16 protein-coding genes are annotated in these 17,258 nt (G+C 74.5%); 8 read left to right on the top strand and 8 right to left on the bottom strand.

Features of this window, described 5'->3' with window-relative positions; all coding sequences use genetic code 11:
* The first annotated feature begins 58 nt into the window (after positions 1-58).
* Positions 59-1,636 (top strand): CdaR family transcriptional regulator, encoded by a 1,578-nt coding sequence (locus CFP66_RS31220; protein ID WP_233159864.1) that lies wholly within the window; start codon positions 59-61, stop codon positions 1,634-1,636.
* Positions 1,637-1,645: 9 nt separating this feature from the next.
* Here the strand turns inward: CFP66_RS31220 and CFP66_RS31225 are convergent, their stop codons facing one another.
* Entirely contained in the window at positions 1,646-2,026 is a 381-nt protein-coding gene (locus CFP66_RS31225) for a MerR family transcriptional regulator (RefSeq protein WP_198961780.1), read from the bottom strand.
* 25 nt (positions 2,027-2,051) lie between these two features.
* Here CFP66_RS31225 and CFP66_RS31230 point away from each other — a divergent pair, with 25 nt between their 5' ends.
* Positions 2,052-2,855 (top strand): aminotransferase class IV family protein, encoded by an 804-nt coding sequence (locus CFP66_RS31230; RefSeq protein ID WP_094928798.1) that lies wholly within the window; start codon positions 2,052-2,054, stop codon positions 2,853-2,855.
* A gap of 122 nt (positions 2,856-2,977) precedes the next feature.
* On the top strand, positions 2,978-4,603 hold the full coding sequence (gene pruA, locus CFP66_RS31235; RefSeq protein ID WP_094928799.1) for an L-glutamate gamma-semialdehyde dehydrogenase: 1,626 nt from the start codon (positions 2,978-2,980) through the stop codon (positions 4,601-4,603).
* A gap of 130 nt (positions 4,604-4,733) precedes the next feature.
* On the opposite strand, the gene CFP66_RS31240 is transcribed toward pruA, so the two are convergent.
* The 5 genes from CFP66_RS31240 to CFP66_RS31260 all read right to left on the bottom strand — a co-directional run bounded on the left by CFP66_RS31240 (position 4,734) and on the right by CFP66_RS31260 (position 9,952).
* On the bottom strand, positions 4,734-6,146 hold the full coding sequence (locus tag CFP66_RS31240; RefSeq protein WP_094928800.1) for a four-carbon acid sugar kinase family protein: 1,413 nt from the start codon (positions 6,144-6,146) through the stop codon (positions 4,734-4,736).
* Positions 6,143-6,910, bottom strand: a complete 768-nt coding sequence (locus tag CFP66_RS31245) for an SDR family NAD(P)-dependent oxidoreductase (RefSeq protein ID WP_094928801.1) — start codon at positions 6,908-6,910, stop codon at positions 6,143-6,145. Before CFP66_RS31245 ends, CFP66_RS31240 begins: the two co-directional genes overlap by 4 nt.
* Positions 6,907-7,791, bottom strand: coding sequence for an NAD(P)-dependent oxidoreductase (locus CFP66_RS31250; RefSeq protein WP_094928802.1), 885 nt, complete (start codon positions 7,789-7,791; stop codon positions 6,907-6,909). The genes CFP66_RS31245 and CFP66_RS31250 overlap by 4 nt, the downstream gene beginning before the upstream one ends.
* A complete protein-coding gene (locus tag CFP66_RS31255) occupies positions 7,788-8,513 on the bottom strand; it encodes a FadR/GntR family transcriptional regulator (protein WP_198961781.1) in 726 nt (241 codons plus the stop codon). Before CFP66_RS31255 ends, CFP66_RS31250 begins: the two co-directional genes overlap by 4 nt.
* A 74-nt stretch (positions 8,514-8,587) precedes the next feature.
* Positions 8,588-9,952, bottom strand: coding sequence for a PLP-dependent aminotransferase family protein (locus CFP66_RS31260; protein WP_233159865.1), 1,365 nt, complete (start codon positions 9,950-9,952; stop codon positions 8,588-8,590).
* Positions 9,953-10,021: 69 nt separating this feature from the next.
* Between CFP66_RS31260 and CFP66_RS31265 the strand changes: the two genes are divergently transcribed.
* The 5 genes from CFP66_RS31265 (at position 10,022) to CFP66_RS31285 (ending at position 15,980) form a co-directional block, all read left to right on the top strand.
* Positions 10,022-10,696 (top strand): pyridoxamine 5'-phosphate oxidase family protein, encoded by a 675-nt coding sequence (locus tag CFP66_RS31265; RefSeq protein WP_094928804.1) that lies wholly within the window; start codon positions 10,022-10,024, stop codon positions 10,694-10,696.
* A 90-nt stretch (positions 10,697-10,786) separates the two neighbouring features.
* A complete protein-coding gene (locus CFP66_RS31270) occupies positions 10,787-12,880 on the top strand; it encodes a prolyl oligopeptidase family protein (protein WP_094928833.1) in 2,094 nt (697 codons plus the stop codon).
* Complete coding sequence (locus CFP66_RS31275) at positions 12,877-13,878, top strand: mechanosensitive ion channel family protein (RefSeq protein ID WP_233159866.1); 1,002 nt, start codon at positions 12,877-12,879, stop codon at positions 13,876-13,878. The genes CFP66_RS31270 and CFP66_RS31275 overlap by 4 nt, the downstream gene beginning before the upstream one ends.
* A 19-nt stretch (positions 13,879-13,897) precedes the next feature.
* The gene (locus CFP66_RS31280; protein WP_094928805.1) at positions 13,898-14,281 is read left to right on the top strand and encodes a globin; all 384 of its coding nucleotides are present in this window, start codon (positions 13,898-13,900) and stop codon (positions 14,279-14,281) included.
* 73 nt (positions 14,282-14,354) lie between these two features.
* Entirely contained in the window at positions 14,355-15,980 is a 1,626-nt protein-coding gene (locus CFP66_RS31285; protein WP_233159867.1) for an alpha-amylase family glycosyl hydrolase, read from the top strand.
* 54 nt (positions 15,981-16,034) lie between these two features.
* On the opposite strand, the gene CFP66_RS31290 is transcribed toward CFP66_RS31285, so the two are convergent.
* Positions 16,035-16,658 carry a hypothetical protein gene (locus CFP66_RS31290; protein WP_094928836.1) on the bottom strand — a complete coding sequence of 208 codons (624 nt, stop codon included), beginning with the start codon at positions 16,656-16,658 and terminating at the stop codon, positions 16,035-16,037.
* Positions 16,655-17,071, bottom strand: a complete 417-nt coding sequence (locus tag CFP66_RS31295) for a thioesterase family protein (RefSeq protein WP_198961783.1) — start codon at positions 17,069-17,071, stop codon at positions 16,655-16,657. The genes CFP66_RS31290 and CFP66_RS31295 overlap by 4 nt, the downstream gene beginning before the upstream one ends.
* Between the last annotated feature and the right edge of the window lie 187 nt (positions 17,072-17,258).

Below are 17,258 nucleotides of genomic sequence, written 5' to 3' on the forward strand. Positions count from 1 at the left end.
GGATAAGGTTCGCCTCCTCCCCTCGTCCGATCCGATGAGGAGCCAGAGGAGGCCGCCCGTGGACACGACGCTGCGCCAGCTGCTCGCCGCGATCGGCGAGCCGCTGGTCGAGGTCGCCGCGACGCCGGCGGGACTGGACGTCGCGCTGACCGGGCTCGCGATCGTCGATCCCGACGACGAGCCGGACCGCTACCCGGGCCAGCTGGTCCTCGTGATCGGGGTCCGGGGTCGGGCGGCGACGGCGGCCCTGCGCGCCGCGGCCCGGCGCGGGGCCGCGGCCGTGGCCGTGAAATCCGGCGGGGCCGCCGACGTGCTGCGGGCCGCCGCGACCGAGGCGGGCACAGCCCTGCTGCTCGTGCGGCCGGACGTGCGTTGGGAGCGGCTCGAGTCGCTCGCGCGCGACGTGCTGCACGAGGGCGGCGCCACGGGCGAGGACGGCCCGGGCGACCTGTTCTCGCTCGCGCAGACCGTCGCGCTGCTCACCCGCGGCGTCGTGAGCATCGAGGACACCGCCAGCCGGGTGCTCGCCTACTCCCGCTCCGACGGCGACGCGGCGCAGGTCGACGAGCTGCGGAGGCTCTCGATCCTGGGCCGCCAGGGCCCGCCGGGCTACCTGCGGACGCTGCGCGACTGGGGCGTGTTCGACCGGTTGCGCGCCGGCGAGGACGTCGTGCACGTCGACGAGCACGCCGATCTCGGCATCCGGCGCAGGCTGGCCGTCGGCATCCACGCGGGCCCCCGGCAGCTGGGGACGATCTGGGTGCAGGAAGGGGCGGAACCGTTCGCCGAGCGGGCGCCCGACGTGCTGGTCGGCGCCGCGCGCGTGGCGGCCGGGCATCTCGTGCGCCGCCGCAGCCAGCAGGCGCCCGGGGGCCGCTGGGAGCGGGACCTGGTGGCCGGCCTGCTCGACGGGCGGGCGAGCCCGGACCTCGTCGCCGGCACGTTCGGGCTGGACGAGAACGTCGGCGCGCTGGTCGTCGCGTTCGCCGTGCGCGACGGCGACCCCACCAGCCACGACCTGGGCCTCGCCGAGCTCACCGAGATCGTGTCGGTGCACGCCGCGGGCCATCGGCGGGCCGCGCTGTGCGCTGCGGTGGAGTCGCGGGTGTACGCGGTGCTGCCCGAGGTGCGGCGCACCGACGCGGCGCTCACGACGATGTGCGCCGAGGTCGTGACGGCCGCCCGGCGCCGCAGCGGGGTCCGTGCCCAGGCGGGGATCGGGTCCCCTGCACCGGGCCTCGCGGGTGTGCCGGGCTCGCGGCGGGAAGCCGACCGGGTGCTGGACGCGATGGGCGAGGCACAGGACGTGGCGGTGTTCGGCGAGATCCGCGCGGAGGTGCTGCTCACCCAGACCCTCGGCCTCTTGGAGGCGAACCCGGACCTGCGCGACCCCGGTGTCGCCCGGCTCGTCGCCTACGACCGGGAGCACCGCACCGACCTGGTCATATCGGTGGTGGCCTGGCTCGACGCGATGGGCGACGTCCGCGCCGCGGCCGAGGGCCTGACCGTCCACCCCAACACGCTGCGCTACCGGGTGCGGCGCGCGACCGCGATCGCGGGTCTGCGCCTGGACGACCCCCGCGCCCGGTTGGTGCACCACCTGCAACTGCTGGCCGCCGCGCGCGAACGCGCTTGATGCCGAGGGCTACCGGGCGGGGCTCGAGGAGTCGATCAGGCCCTGGAGCGCGTGCCGGGTGCCGAGGAGGCCCGCGATCCGCTCGTCGTGCGCGCGCAGGTGCTCGACGAGGGTGGGCACCGCACAGGGCTCAAGGCGGCCCGATTCCCGGATGCAGCCGAGGAGCTCGCCGATGACGCGCGTCGGCAGCCCGGCGTCCAGCAGCTGCCGGACGTAGCGGACCTGCTCCACCGCGGTCGGCTCGAAGAGTCGTTGGCCGGTCGAGGACCGAGCCGCTTCGATGAGCCCCTGGTTCTCGTAGTAGCGCAGGAGCCGCGGGTTCACCCCCGTGCGCGCCGCCAGGTCCCCGACGCGGAGCAGCTCGCACGCCTGGCGACTTGCCTGTGACACTGGTGTCAACTCCTACGTTCCCGGTATGTCGATCTCGATCGCCCACCTGAACGGTCGGGCCGCCACCGCCGAGGACCTCGCGCCGCTGGCATTCGCAGGCTACGCCCACTTCACCGCCATGCAGGTCCGTGATCGGGCCGTGCGGGCCCTGGACCTGCACCTCGACCGCCTCCGGACGGCCAGCGACGAACTGTTCGGCCGACACCTGCCGGACTCGCAGGTCCGGGAGTACCTGCGCACCGCGATCGCCGCCGCTCCGCCGGACTCGTCGCTGACCTGCGTCGTCACGTCACGCCCGGGCGAGTTCATGCCCGCGGACCCGGCAGGGGGTCTCGACGTCGTCGTCCGGATCACCGAGGCCGCGCAGCCACCCGCGGGGCCACTGGCGCTGGACGTCGTCGGGCACGAGCGCTACCTGCCCCGCATCAAGCACGTCGGCGAGGTGGCGAAGACGCACCACCTCAGGAGAGCGCGTGCCCGCGGCTTCGACGACGCCGCCTTCGAGGACCGTTCCGGTCGTCTGAGCGAAGCGACGATCTGGAACCTGGCCTTCTGGGACGGCGACTCCGTGATCTGGCCGGAGGCCGACGTACTGCGCGGGGTGACCATGCAGATCCTGGCCCGCCGGCTCAGCGCCCGCGGAGTTCCCCAGCGGTCTCGGGAGATCCGCCGGTCCGATCTGACGGACCGCATCTGCGCGGTGGTGATGAACTCCTGGACCCCGGCCGTCCCCATCACGCGCCTCGGCGGGCATCGTCTGGCGAACGACCCCCTGATCACCCGGCTCCTCCACGAGGCCTACGACTCTGAGGCCTCCACGCCGGTGTGAGGGCTCTGGGTGGTTGTCCGGTCCGACAACCGCCCTGGCAGATCGTCGTCGCTACGGACGACACGCGAACGGGGCGCTCTTCCTAGGGTTCAAGGCACCTCCGACCCTGGGAGCCCCCTGCCATGGACGCGATCACCACCACCCCGACGCCGCGCAACGAGCCGGTGCACGACTACGCGCCGGGCTCACCGGAACGCGCGAGCCTCCAGGCCGCGCTCGCCGACCTCGGCGGGCGGCACCACGAGCTGACCGTCACCATCGACGGCAAGCAGCAGATGGCGGGCGGCGCGCGGTTCGATGTCGTCGCCCCGCACGACCACGCCCACGTGCTGGGCACCGCGGCGAACGCGGGCCACGGCGAGGCGAAGGCCGCCGTCGAGGCCGCGCTGCGGGCCGCGCCCGCGTGGCGCGCGATGCCGTTCGAGGACCGCGCGGCGATCCTGTTGCGCGCCGCCGACCTGCTGTCCGGTCCGTGGCGCGACCGGCTCAACGCCGCCACCATGCTCGGCCAGAGCAAGACCTGCATCCAGGCCGAGATCGATGCGGCCTGCGAGCTCATCGACTTCTGGCGCTTCAACGTCTCCTACGCCCGCCAGCTCCTGGAGAACCAGCCCAACAGTGCCCCGGGCGCGTGGAACCGCATGGACTACCGCCCGCTGGAGGGCTTCGTCTACGCGATCACGCCGTTCAACTTCACCGCGATCGCCGGGAACCTGCCCACGGCCCCCGCGCTGATGGGCAACACGGTGATCTGGAAGCCGTCACCCACGCAGACGCTCGCCGCGCACCTCACGATGCGGCTTCTGGAGGCGGCCGGCCTGCCGCCCGGGGTGATCAACCTGCTGACGGGTGACGGCCGCGAGGTCTCCGAGGTGCTGCTGGCCGACCGGGCACTCGCCGGCGTCCACTTCACCGGCTCGTCCGCGACGTTCCAGCACCTGTGGCAGCAGGTCGGGGCGAACATCGCCGGCTACGCGAGCTACCCGCGGCTGGTCGGCGAGACGGGCGGCAAGGACTTCGTCGTCGCGCACCCCAGCGCGGAGGCGGACGTCGTGCGCACCGCACTCGTCCGCGGCGCGTTCGAGTACCAGGGCCAGAAGTGCTCGGCGGCATCGCGCGCGTTCGTGCCGCGCTCGCTGTGGTCACGGCTGCGCGACGACCTCGTCGCCGAGGTGGAGGCGCTGCCGATGGGCGACGTCGAGGACTTCGGCAACTTCCTCGGCGCCGTGATCGACCGCAGGGCCTACGACAAGGTCACCACCGCGATCGCGCGGGCCCACTCCGACCCGGGCCTCGAGGTGATCGCGGGCGGCACCGCCGACGACAGCACGGGTTACTTCGTGCGGCCCACGGTCGTCGTCGGCGGCGACCCGGGCAACGAGGTCTTCTCCACCGAGTACTTCGGCCCGCTGCTGGCCGTCAACGTCTACGAGGACGGCGACTTCGACCGCACGCTGCAGCTCGTCGACCAGGGCTCCCCGTACGCGCTGACCGGCTCGGTGATCGCCCAGGACCGGTCGGCCGTCGTGGCCGCGGCGGAGGCGCTGCGCTTCACCGCCGGCAACTTCTACATCAACGACAAGCCCACCGGCTCGGTCGTGGGCCAGCAGCCCTTCGGCGGCGCCCGCGCGTCCGGCACGAACGACAAGGCCGGCTCGATCTTCAACCTGCTCCGCTGGGCCAGCCCTCGCACGATCAAGGAGACCTTCGTGCCGCCGACGACCTCCCGCCTCCCCCACCAGGGCTGATCGCGAGCGGCGTACCAGGACAACGACACATCCGCCCTCACACCCCGACTCGCGAGAGGTGGGACCCCACCTCTCGCGAGTCGGGGTCCCCTGCGCGCGAGTCGCGTGGTGCCGCCCGCCCCGCGGCCGCTCAGGTCGTGGCGCTCAGCACGCGCACGACGTCCAGCAGCGACCCGTCGTCCCCCACGTTCCCCGCGAACACGACGTAGGGGATGCCCGTCGCCGGGCCGTCGACCGGTTCCCACAGCGAGACGATGCCCGGCAGCATCGGGCCGCGGACGATCGCGCGGCGGATCTGCAGGCCCTCCCCTGCGACGTCCGACGACGTGATCCCGCCCTTGGCGATCACGAACCGGGGCGGGCGCTGGGCGAGCGTGCGCCGCACGACCTCGACGAGCGCGGCCGAGACGGTACGGGCGATCGCCAGGCTCGCGGCGGCGGAGTCGCCCCGCACCAGCGCGCGGCTGGTGTGCAGCACGACGTCGCCGTCGGCGAGCCCGGCCACGACGTCGGTGACCACGGCGTCGACCTCGGCGGGCGCGTCGCCGAGCAGCTGCGGCACGTGCAGCTCGACGGTCCGCACGTCCGGGCGGCCCTCGCGCAGCGCGTCGAGCTGCCGCGTGGTGAGCCCGACGTGCGACCCGATGACGATCAGCCCCCCGCCGGGAGCAGGCGTCCCGCCGTAGGCCTCCTCCGCGGTGAGCGGCGCCCGCGCCTCCTGCCCGATCCGGCCCCGGACGAACGGCGGGCCCACGCGGTAGAGCAGCACCTTGCCCCGCCGCTCCGCCTCGGCCAGGCCGAGGGCCAGTGCGCGCAAGTCGTTCTCGGTGACGATGTCGGCGACGACCGGACCGCCGCCGGACACGTCGGCGAGGGCGTCCGCGATGCCGCCGGCCCCGCCCCGGATCACGCCCAGGTCGAGCACCACCACGTCGCGCGCCGCGTACCGCCCTCCCGACTTCTCCTCGACGTACTCGGCCAGGTGCGAGCGCGTGAAGCCGAACGTGGCGTCCTGCGCGAACTCCGTCTCGGCCACGGGGACGAGGGTCTCGCCCCCGCCCCGCATGTAGTGGGTGCCGCCGATCGTCACCCGTCCGGCGTCCGGGAACGCGGGGACGATCACGACGCCGTCGGTGCGCACGCCCACGCGCGCGAGCTCGTCGGCGATCACCTCGGGCTCGAGCGGGAAGTGGCCGCGCAGCGTGGAGTCGCTGCGGCTGACGAAGCCGAGCGGGCGCCCGTCCGCCGCGGCGAGGGCGTTGGCGACGACCTCGCGGTTGCGCGCCGCGGCCTCCTCCGGGTCGAGGCTGCGGGTGTTGGTCAGCACGTAGACCGCGGGCGCGTCCTGTTCCAGGGCCCACCGCAGGTCCGCGACCGTCCAGCGGGTGAGCACGGGGAGGTCGGCGACGGACTGGGTGCCGGTCGGGTCGTCGTCGAGCACCACGAGGGTGCGCCCCGACGCGGCGACCGAGGCGGCCACCTCGCTCGCGGCGACCGGCACCTCGGGCGGGTAGCCGGCGAGCAGCGCGGGTTCACTCGTCATGAGATCTGCAGCCCGCCGTTGATGTCGTAGGTGGCGGCGGTGATCCAGCCGGCCTCCTCGCCGAGCAGGAACGCGATCAGCGCCGCGACCTCGTCGCGGGTGCCGACCCGGCCCACCAGGGTGTCTGCCGCCATCGCCGCCTTGCGCTCCTCGGTGAGGGTGCCGCCCATGATGTCGGTGTCGATCGGCCCGGGGCTCACCGCGTTGACCGTGATGCCGTGCTCCCCCACCTCCCGGGCGAGCGCGCGGGTGAAACCGATGATCGCGGCCTTCGAGGCGCTGTAGGCCACCTTCGAGTAGGTGCCGCCGCCACGCTGGGCCGACACCGACGAGAGGCTGACGACGCGCCCGAGCTTCCGGTCGATCATTCCGTGCAACACCCGCTGCGTCACGACGAACGTGCCGCGCGCGTTCACCGCGAAGACCCGGTCCCACCCCGCCACCGTCTCCTGCACGAACGGGGTGGGTGAGCTGATGCCGGCGAGGTTGACGAGCCCGACCAGCGGCGGCAGCTCCGCCTCCACCCGCGCGACCGCCGCGTCGACCGCGGCCTCGTCGGAGACGTCCGCGCCGACGCCGACGGTCGGCACACCCCGGGCCTGCGCGATCTCGGCCGCCGCGGCCTCCGCCTGGCTCGCGTCGACGTCGAGCACGGCGACCGCCCACCCCTCCCGGGCCATCCGGTCGGCGGTGGCGCGGCCGATGCCGCGCGGCGAGGCCGCACCCGTCAGCAGCACGGTGCGTTCGGCGGGGAAGGGGGTCATCGCTGGTCTCCCGAGTAGGTCTCGATCACGCGTGAGTCGTCACGTGCGGTGAGCCCGGCGTCGGCGGCCGCCAGGTAGCGGTCGCGGGCGGCGTCGAGCAGCGGCGTCCCGGCGGCGACGGCGCGGGCGGCGTCGGCGACGAGCCCGCTGTCCTTCACGAAGATCCCGATCGCGCTGGCCACCTCGACGTCGGTGTCCTCGAGCATGCGGCGACCGCGGTCCGACAGCATGAACGAGCCCGCGGCGCCCTGCTCCACGAGGGAGAGGACCTTCTCCTGGTCGAGCCCGAGCGCGTCGGCCAGCGCCAACGCCTCGGCGGCGGCCACGATGTGGACCGCGCACAGGTGCTGGTTCACGACCTTGATCGCCTGCCCCTCCCCGACCTCGCCGCCGACCTCGCGGACGGTGCCGAGCGCCTCGAGCACGGGGCGCGCCGCGGCGACGTCGACCGCCGGGCCGGAGGCGAACATCGTCAGCTCGCCGGCCTTGGCCCGCGCCACCCCGCCGGTGACGGGGACGTCGAGCACGCTCGCTCCCGCGGCGCGCAACCGCTCGCCCTGCGCGCGCACCGCGTCCGGCCCGACGGTGCTCATCACGATCCAGCACTGCCCGTCCACGTCCCCGGCCAGCGCCTCGCCGACCAGTGCCGCGAGCTGGTCGGGCGTCGCGACCATCACGATCACGAACTCGGCCCGCGGTGCCTCCGGGAAGGCGGACACGGCGGGCAGACCCGCGTCGGCGGCCCGTTCGAGGGCTGGGGGGAGCGGGTCCACACCGGTGGTGCGGTGGCCTGCGGCAGCCAGCCGCCCGGCCATCGGCAGGCCGATGGCCCCGATGCCGACGAAGGTGACGTTCCTCGGGGTCGCGTTCCTTGGGGTCATGGCAACTTCCCGTCCGTGGGTTGCTCGCGGGTACCGGTGGCGTCGCGCCACACCAGGAAGTGGCGACGCATCGCGGTGCGCGCCGCGTCACCGTCCCCGGCGGCGAGCGCGTCGACGATCTCGTGGTGCACGGCGTCGGACGGCCGCGCTGCGCCGGGCGGCGCCGGCTCGCGTTCCGCGGCCAGTCGCCTGCGGTCGACGACGGCGTCGCGCAGGACGTGCGCCAGCCCGTTGCGCATCATCGTGAAGATGGGGTTGTCCACCACGGCGAACAGGCGCCGGTGGAACTCCACGTCGGCCTCGAGGGCGCGGTGGTCCTCGCCCGCGTCGGCGGCGCGCACCATCTCGTCGACGAGCGCGCGCAGCTCCGCGACGTCCGCGCGGGTGGCCAGGCCCGCCGCGGCCTCGGCGACGGAGATCTCCAGCATCTCCCGCGCCGCGCCGAACTGCCCGCGCGTCAGCTGGCCGAGCTGCTGCGACAGGTCGAAGGAGAGCTGCAGGAACCCGGCGTCCGGGACCCGCAGGTAGGAGCCCCGTCCCTGGGTGCGCTCCAGGAAGCCCAGGGCTTCCAGCATCGACAGCTGCTCGCGCAACGCACCCCGGCTCACCTCCAGGGAGGCACCGAGATCGCGTTCGGTGGGCAGCCGCAGCCGGCCCGTACCCGGTTCGGGGACCGCCTGCTCGGCGAGGCTGCGGATCAGGGACGACAGGTCCAGGCCCACCCCGCACCTCCTCCGACATTGGTCCAACCAATGTGCGGAGCCTAGGCGCGGGCGCGGTTGCCGTCAACGACCCGTCACGAGGTTCGGAGGGCCTCTGCGACCAGAGGCAGCGCCCACTCCAGCTCCGCGCTGCCGGGGCCCGCGTACCCGAGCACGATCCCCGCCCGTACCGGCGAGGCGCTGTGGTGGCGCCCGAGGCCGTCCAACACCACCCCGCTCGCTGCGGCGGCGGCCACGACCGCACGTTCGGTGGCCGCGTCGGGCAACGGGACGAGGACGTGGGCACCGGCGGCGTCGCCCTGCACCGTCCGCCCGGCGGCCTGCACCGCGGCGACCACGGCCGCGCGGCGCCCGGCGAGCTCGCGGCGCAGCCGCCGCAGGTGGCGGGCCAGGTCGCCGTGCGCGCCGAACGCGGCGAAGACGCGCTGCCCCGCAGGCGCCGGCCTGCTGCCGCTGCGGGTGCGCACGGCCAGCACCGCGGCGCGGACGGCGGGCGGGGCGACCAGCCACCCGGCGCCGAGGGTCGGGGTGAGCAGCTTGCTCGCCGTACCCAGGTGCGCCACGACGTCCGGGCCGAGCGCGGCCAGCAACGGCATCGGCGCCACGTCGTAGCGCAGCTCGCCGTCGTAGTCGTCCTCCAGCACAAGGAAACCCTCGGCGCGAGCGCGTTCCACCAGGGCGACCCGGCGCCTCGCCGACAGGCGCGATCCCAGCGGGTACTGGTGCGCCGGGGTGCAGTACACGGCCGCGACCCCGGTGGGGATCGCCTCCACGACCAGACCGGCGCCGTCGACCGGCACCCCGACGACGTCCAGGCCCGCATCCCGCAACGCCACGACGGCCCGCTGGTAGCCCGGCTCCTCCACCGCGACCCGCGCACCGGGGGGCAGGGTGCGCGCCACCTCGCCGATCGCGCCCGTGCTCCCGGCCGTGGCGAGCACGCCGGCGGGGTCGGCGGGCAGGCCGCGGTGGCGCAGCAGGTGCTCCACGACCACCGACCGGAACTCCGGCAGCCCCACCGGGTCGGGCGTGGCATCGGGTGCGGGATCGGCGGCCGCGCGCCACGCCCGTCGCCAGGCGGCCCGGTCCAGCACCGTGAGGCAGGGGGTTCCGGCGCTGAGGTCGACCAGGTCCCCGTCCCGCTCCGGCGCGACGGCGGTCGCCGCGGGGACGGCCGCGCGGGACGCGGCCGGCGCACCGACGACGAACGTGCCCGACCCGCGCCGTCCCTCCGCCCACCCCTCGGCGAGCAACTGGTCGTACGCCGCGGCCGTCACGGTGCGGCTCACGCCGAGCGTGGCGGCGAGCGCCCGCGTGGACGGGAGCCGGTCACCCGCCCGGAGCGCGCCTCCCGTGGTGGCGGCGCGCAGCGCGTCGGCGAGCTGGGCGGCGAGGGGACGCCCGGCGGCACGGTCGAGCGGCAGCGGCGGCAGATCCACGAGTGGCCTTCCCAAGTTGACCGGAAGTGGCCCTACCACGATGCCACCTTCAGCGGCGACGATGATGCTGTGAGCCTCTCGACGACCGACCGCACCACCGTCACCCGCCATCGCGAGCGCGCCCGCACTGAGCGCGCCGACCTGCACGCCGTGCTCGACGCAGGGCTCGTCGCGCACGTCGGGCTCGTCCGGGACGGTGCCCCCGTCGTGATCCCCACCGGTTACGGGCGCATCGACGACACCGTCTACGTGCACGGCTCCACGGGCGCGGGCTGGCTCCGGATCGCCGACGGCACGCCCGTCTGCCTGACCGTGACCCACCTCGACGGGATCGTCTACGCCCGCTCCGTGTTCAACCACTCCATGAACTACCGCAGCGCGGTCGTCCTCGGCCCGGCCCGGCCCGTCACCGACCAGGACGAGCACCTGGCCGCGCTGCGAGCGATCGTCGAGCAGCTCTCGCCCGGGTCGTGGGAGCACGCGCGCGAGCCCGACCGGCGCGAGCTCGCCGCCACCGCCGTGTTCGCCCTCGACCTCACCGAGGCCAGCGTCAAGATCCGCACCGGCCCGCCCGCCGACGACGAGGCCGACGTCGACGCCGGTGGCCGCTGGGCCGGCGTGCTGCCGGTGCACACGGTGTTCGGCACCCCCGAGCCGTGCCCGACCCTGCAGGCGGACGCGCAGGTCCCCACCCACGTCACCGACCGCCGCTCCCCCGCGACGAACGGCACTCCCGTCGGCTAGGTGCCGACCGACCGCCGTTCGTCGGCGGGGGTCGGCGGTCCGGCGCGGGCCGCCACGACCACCGGACCGGGTGACGTAACCTCGGCTCGCGTGAACGTCCCCTACCCCGACGCCCTGCGGCTGGACCTCGTCGAGGACCTGCACGGCCACCGCGTGGCCGACCCGTACCGCTGGCTCGAGGACCCCGAGGACCCGCGCACGCGGGAGTGGTCGGCGGCGCAGGACGCGCTGACCAGCGGTCACCTCGACGAGCTCCCCGGCCGCGACGGCCTGGCCGCCACGCTCACCGCGCTCCTGTCGGCCGGTTCGGTGTCGGCGCCGCTGTGGCGGGCCGGCCGCCGGTTCGCCACCCGGCGCGAACCCGGCCAGGAACACTCGGTGCTGTACGTGCGGGAGCCCGGCGGTGCCGAGCGGGCGCTGCTCGATCCGATGGCCCTCGACCCCAGCGGCCTGACCACGCTCGATTCCTGGGTACCCGACCTCGAGGGGCGGCGGCTGGCCTACCAGCTCTCCTCGGGCGGCGACGAGCACTCGGTGCTGCACGTGCTCGACGTCGCCACCGGGCAGGACGTCGAGGCGCCGATCGACCGCTGCCGCTACTCCGCCGTCTCGTGGCTGCCCGGGGGCGAGGAGTTCGTCTACGTCCGCATGGTGGCCGAGGACGCGGCCCCGCCCGGGCAGCAGGCGTTCCACCGGCGCATCTGGCGTCACCGGATCGGCTCCCCCGCCGACGCCGACGAGCTGGTCGACGGCCCCGGCCTCTACGACGAGCACACCTACTACGGCGTGCAGGTCTCCCGCGACGGCGCCTGGCTGGTCGTCACCGCCAACATCGGCACGGCCCGGCGCGACAGCGTCTGGATCGGCGAGCTGGGCGGGCCCGACGTCAAGCTGGTCCCGGTGCTCACCCAGGCCGACGACGTGCAGTGCCACGCCTGGGTGGGGCGGGACGGCCGGCTGTACCTGCACACCACGGACGCCGCACCGCGCTGGCGGCTGGCCGTCACCGACCCGCGCACCCCCGAGCGGGAACACTGGCGCGAGCTCGTGGCGCAGGACCCGGGATCGGTGCTGCAGGCCGTGCGCCGGCTGGAGGCGCCCGACGGGAGCGCGCTGCTGGCGCTCGCCCGCGCCCGGCACGCGGTGGCCGAGGTGGCGCTGCACGACGCCGCCGACGGCACGCCGCGCGGCACCGTCCCGCTGCCCGGCACCGGATCCCTGCTCGGGTTCTCGGTCGCCGACCGGGACACCCCCGCCGAGGCGGGCCGCCTCTGGCTCGGCTGGACCGATCTGGTGACCCCGCCCGAGGTGCACCGCTTCGACCTGACGACCGGGGAGACGGTCCGGGAGGAGGCGGCACCGGGTGCGGTCGACGTGCCCGCCGTGCGCAGCGAGCAGCGCGAGTTCACCTCCGCCGACGGCACCACGGTGCGGATGTTCGTCCTCTCCCCGCCCGGTGCGAGCGGTGCGCGCCCCGCGCTCGTCACCGGCTACGGCGGCTTCGGCATCAGCCGCGAGCCCGCCTACACCGCCTCGGCGCTCGCTTGGGTGGCGGCCGGCGGCGTGTACGCGCTGGTGTCGCTGCGCGGCGGTGGCGAGGAGGGTGAGGAATGGCATCTCGCCGGCAACCGCGGGAACAAGCAACACGTGTTCGACGACCTGCATGCCGCGGCCGCCGCGCTGATCGACGCCGGCGACACCGCCGCCGACCGGCTCGCGATCATGGGCGGGTCGAACGGCGGGCTGCTCGTCGGCGCCGCACTCACCCAGCGCCCCGAGCTCTACCGCGCCGTCGTCTGCTCGGCACCGCTGCTGGACATGGTGCGCTACGAGGAGTTCTCCCTCGGCCGCACCTGGAACGACGAGTACGGCACTGCCGCCGACCCCGACGAGCTGGGCTGGCTACTGTCCTACTCGCCCTACCACCACGTCCGGGACGGGGTCTCCTACCCTGCGGTGCTGTTCACCGTCTTCGACTCCGACACCCGGGTCGACCCGCTGCACGCCCGCAAGATGTGCGCGGCGCTGCAGCACGCCACCACCGGTGACCCGACGACGCGTCCCGTCCTGATCCGCCGCGAGACCGACGTCGGGCACGGCGCCCGCTCGGTGTCGCGCACCGTCGCGCTGGCGGTCGATCAGCTGGCCTTCCTCGCCGCCCACACCGGTCTGGAGCTGTCGTGACCACCCCCGTACCCCCGCCCGACGCCGCCCTCCCCGTGATGATCTCCCCCGACCAGCCCGCCTGCGCCGCGGAGGCGGGGAGCTGGTGCGCCAGCTTCTACCAGTGGACCAACAGCGACTTCCTGGCGCGCTCGGCGGACACGATCGTCTCCACGACGCTGTCCGTCACCCTGATCATGGTGTTCGCGCTCATCGCGCGCTACCTCATCCACCGGGCGATCAACCAGGTCGTCGAGGGCGCCGCGAGCTCCCGCGTCTCCAAGCTCATCGGCCGCACACCACGGCTGCGCGCCGCCGGCAACGCGCCCGTCACCCCACGCCGCGCCCAACGGGCCCGCACGATCGGCTCGGTGCTGCGCTCCCTCAGCTCGGTCGTCGTGCTGACCATCGCGGCGGTCATGGTGCTCGCCGAGTTCGGCGTGGCGCTGGGGCCCATCCTCGCGTCGGCGGGCATCGTCGGCGTCGCGGTCGGCTTCGGCGCGCAGAACCTCGTGCGCGACTTCCTGTCCGGCATGTTCATGCTGCTCGAGGACCAGTACGGGGTCGGTGACATCGTCGACCTCGGCGACGCGATCGGCGTCGTCGAGGCCGTCGGCCTGCGGATAACGACGCTGCGCGACCTCAAGGGCACGGTCTGGTACGTCCGCAACGGCGAGATCCTGCGCGTGGGCAACATGAGCCAGGGCTACGCGGTCGCCGTCGTCGACGTCCCGCTCGCGCACACAGCCGACATCCCGTTGGCCACCGCCCTCGCGGAGCGCGCCGTCACCGATCGGGTGGCCGTCAAGGACGTCGTCGACTCGGTGCTGGAGCCGCCGCAGGTCCTGGGCGTCGACCGGGTCGCGCCGGAGGGCGTCACGCTGCGGCTGACCGTCAAGGTCAAGCCCGGCGACCAGTTCGCCGTCCAGCGCGCCCTCAACGCCGCGATCGCCGACTCGCTCGAGGACGCCGGCGTGCCACGGCCCACGGTGTTCCCCACCTCGCAGTCCAGCGCGTAGCAAGGGGGATGATGGAGGCGTGACCGAACCCCAGAACTTCTACGCCGAGGTGGGCGGCGCCCCGGTCTTCGAGAAGCTCGTGCGCCGGTTCTACGAGCAGGTCGCCGAGGACGAGGTGCTGCGGCCGCTCTACCCGGAGGAGGACCTCGGCCCGGCCGAGGTCCGGCTGCGGATGTTCCTCGAGCAGTACTGGGGCGGCCCCCGCACCTACTCCGACCAGCGGGGCCACCCCCGGCTGCGGATGCGGCACGCGCCGTTCAAGGTCGGGCCGATCGAGCGGGACGCGTGGTTGCGCTGCATGCGCGTGGCCGTCGACGACGCGGGCCTGGACGACGCGCACCGCGACCAGCTGTGGCAGTACATGACCTACGCGGCCGCGAGCATGGTGAACAGCAGCTTCTGACCGGGCGCGGTTCGGCGCAGTGAGCGCCGAACCGGAGCACCACCCGGAAGTGCACCCGAACGTGCTACTGCCCGTGACCGAGGGCACTCACAGCGTCCTCGGGGATGGCAAGATCTGGCGTGTGCAGTGGTGGCGCGACGCCGTGGTGTACCAGATCTACATCCGATCCTTCTCCGACGGCGACGGCGACGGTGTCGGCGACCTCGAGGGCATCCGGGCCCGGCTGGGCTACCTGGAGCTGCTCGGCGTCGACGCGTTGTGGCTCACGCCCTTCTACACCTCCCCCATGGTCGACCACGGCTACGACGTCGCCGATCCACGCAACGTCGACCCGGTCTTCGGTGACCTCGCCACCTTCGACCGGCTCGTCGCCGACGCGCACGAGCACGGGCTGCGCGTCACGATCGACCTCGTCCCGAACCACACCTCCAGCGAGCACGAGTGGTTCCGCGCAGCCCTGGACTCCGCGCCGGGCAGCCCGGAACGGGCCCGCTACCACTTCCGCCGCGGCACCGGCACGAACGGCGCCGCACCGCCCAACAACTGGCAGAGCGTCTTCGGGGGCCCCGCGTGGACCCGCGTGCAGGACCCGGACGGCGGCGCGGGCGAGTGGTACCTGCACCTGTTCGCCGCCGAACAGCCCGATCTGAACTGGACGAACCCGGAGGTGTGGGCCGATCTGGAGAAGACGCTGCGGTTCTGGCTGGACCGCGGTGTCGACGGGTTCCGCATCGACGTCGCGCACGGGATGAGCAAGCCGCCGGACCTGCCCGACACGCGCGATCCCCGGGGCGGCGCGCGCGACGACGCGCGCTGGGAGGGCTCCGGCGCGGAGCCCGACCCGCGCTTCGACCACGACGGCGTGCACGACGTGCACCGGATGATCCGCGGCGTGCTCGACCACTACCCGGGCCGGCTCGTCGTCGGCGAGGTCTGGATCGGCGACGACACGCGCTTCTCCCACTACGTGCGCCCCGACGAGCTGCACCTGGGCTTCGACTTCCGGCTCGTGCGCGCCCCGTTCGAGGCCGACGCCGTGCGCGCGGCGATCGAGCACTCGCTCGCCGCGGTCGCGGCGGTGGGCGCCCCACCGACCTGGACGCTGTCCAACCACGACGTCTCCCGGCCCGTCAGCCGCTACGGCGGCGGCCCCACCGGGCTCGCCCGCGCGCGGGCCATGTCGCTGGTGGAGCTGGCGTTGCCGGGCGTCATCTACCTCTACAACGGCGAGGAGCTGGGGCTGCCCGACGTCGAACTGCCCGACGAGGCGCTCCAGGACCCGGTGTGGGAACGCTCCGGCCGCACCCGGCGCGGACGCGACCGCTGCCGGGTCCCGATGCCCTGGGAGGGCGCAGGCCCGACCTACGGGTTCACCGAGGGCGACCCCTGGCTGCCGATACCCGCCGAGTTCGACCGGCTCGTCGCCGCCGACCAGCTGGAGGACACCGGCTCGACGCTGTCGCTGGTGCGCCGGGCCATCGAGCTGCGCAAGTCCCACCCGGGCTTCCAGGGCGCGGAGCTGGAGTGGTTCGGCGCCCCGCAGGGCTGCCTCGCGTTCCGCCGCGTCGGCACCACGCTGGTGTGCGCGCTGAACACCTCCACCGAGCCGGTGCCGCTCCCACCCGGGGAGGTCCTGCTGGCCAGCGGCCCGCTCGAGGACGGCCAACTCCCCCCGGACACGGCCACCTGGCTCACCTGACAACCCCCTCCCCCGCGAGTCGGGGTCCGGGTGCACACGTGTCGCGCCTGGGGGTCAGCCCACCAGCAAGGGGAGGGCCGTGACCCGCCGGCGGACCACGGCGCCGTAGTGCGCGTCCAGCCGCATCCAGGTACCGGTGGCCGACACCCGTACGGCGGGGCCGTCCTCGCCGAGGAACCCCATGCCGGACAGCGCGAACAGGCAGCGCAGCGGCACCTTCACCGCCGGCCGCGCGCCGGCCGACACGGTGAGCACCGTCTGGTCCAGCAACGACGCCGGCGGGCCCAGCGGCCCGGCGTTCTCCCGCGCGACCGCGAGCCCGCGTTCGGTGAGGGCGTCGAGCTCGGCGGCCGGGACGTCGTCCACCGGCTGCCAGCCCTCGGCCGGCGGCAACTCGCCCTGCCACAACCCGCCCGCGCCCGGGTCGACCGTCTCCGCCCGTTCCACCGTGAGCGCGGTGAGCAGGGCAGCGGCCGGCACCGTGACGTCGGCGGGCTCGAGCGCGCCGTGCACCGTGCGGGTGGCGAGCACGTCGAACGGGGTGGACGCCCACGCCGTCACCGTGTCGCCGCCACCTTGCAGGCGCACGATCGCCGCCTGGTCGAGCCGCACCACCCGCGCCACGAACGCTCCGAGGTCACCCCGCTCGTCCGGGTCGGGCACGGTCAGCCGCGTCATGCCGTCCACCTTCCCAGGAATGCCCGCTCGTCGGCCGTGAGCCGCCGCGGGCGTTGAGTCGTCAGATCGAAGGCGGCGAGCGCCGTCTCGGCCGTGACGGCGACGGCGCCGTCCGCCTCGGGCCCGTCGTGCATCGCGTACCGGATCCGGAACGTCGCCGCCCGCACTGCGTCCACCGTCATCGTCACGCGCAGCATCCGCGAGCGGTAGGAGATCTGGCGCTTGTAGTCCACGGAGAGCCCGGTGACGAGCAGCCCGTCGGCGAACCCGGCGACCCCCTCGGCACCCGCGGCGTCGAACACGAGCTGGATGCGGGCCTCCTCGAGCAACGTGACCGCGACGGCGTGGTTCACGTGCCGATAGACGTCCTGGTCGGTCCAGCGGACCGGAACCTGCGCGACGAAGGGGGCCACACCGCCCACCCTCTCAAGCCCCGCCCGCGCCCGGGACGCCAGGGCCTGCGCGCCCACGCCGCGACACACACGCCCCGAAACCCCGACTCGCGCGGCGGGGGCCCCGACTCGCGGGGGGGTGGGGTTCCCCTCCGCGAGTCGGGGCCCCACCCCCGCGAGTCGGGGCCCCATGCACGCGAGTCGAGGC

Source organism: Pseudonocardia sp. MH-G8, assembly GCF_002262885.1.
GTDB lineage: Bacteria > Actinomycetota > Actinomycetes > Mycobacteriales > Pseudonocardiaceae > Pseudonocardia.

What these genes read in the sequence shown, in the direction of transcription:
- CFP66_RS31230 (WP_094928798.1), top strand. Translation starts at nt 2,052, where the DNA reads ATGTCGATCTCGATCGCCCACCTGAACGGTCGGGCCGCCACCGCCGAG.
- pruA (WP_094928799.1), top strand. Translation starts at nt 2,978, where the DNA reads ATGGACGCGATCACCACCACCCCGACGCCGCGCAACGAGCCGGTGCAC.
- CFP66_RS31240 (WP_094928800.1), bottom strand. Translation starts at nt 6,146, where the DNA reads ATGACGAGTGAACCCGCGCTGCTCGCCGGCTACCCGCCCGAGGTGCCG.
- CFP66_RS31245 (WP_094928801.1), bottom strand. Translation starts at nt 6,910, where the DNA reads ATGACCCCCTTCCCCGCCGAACGCACCGTGCTGCTGACGGGTGCGGCC.
- CFP66_RS31250 (WP_094928802.1), bottom strand. Translation starts at nt 7,791, where the DNA reads ATGACCCCAAGGAACGCGACCCCGAGGAACGTCACCTTCGTCGGCATC.
- CFP66_RS31290 (WP_094928836.1), bottom strand. Translation starts at nt 16,658, where the DNA reads ATGACGCGGCTGACCGTGCCCGACCCGGACGAGCGGGGTGACCTCGGA.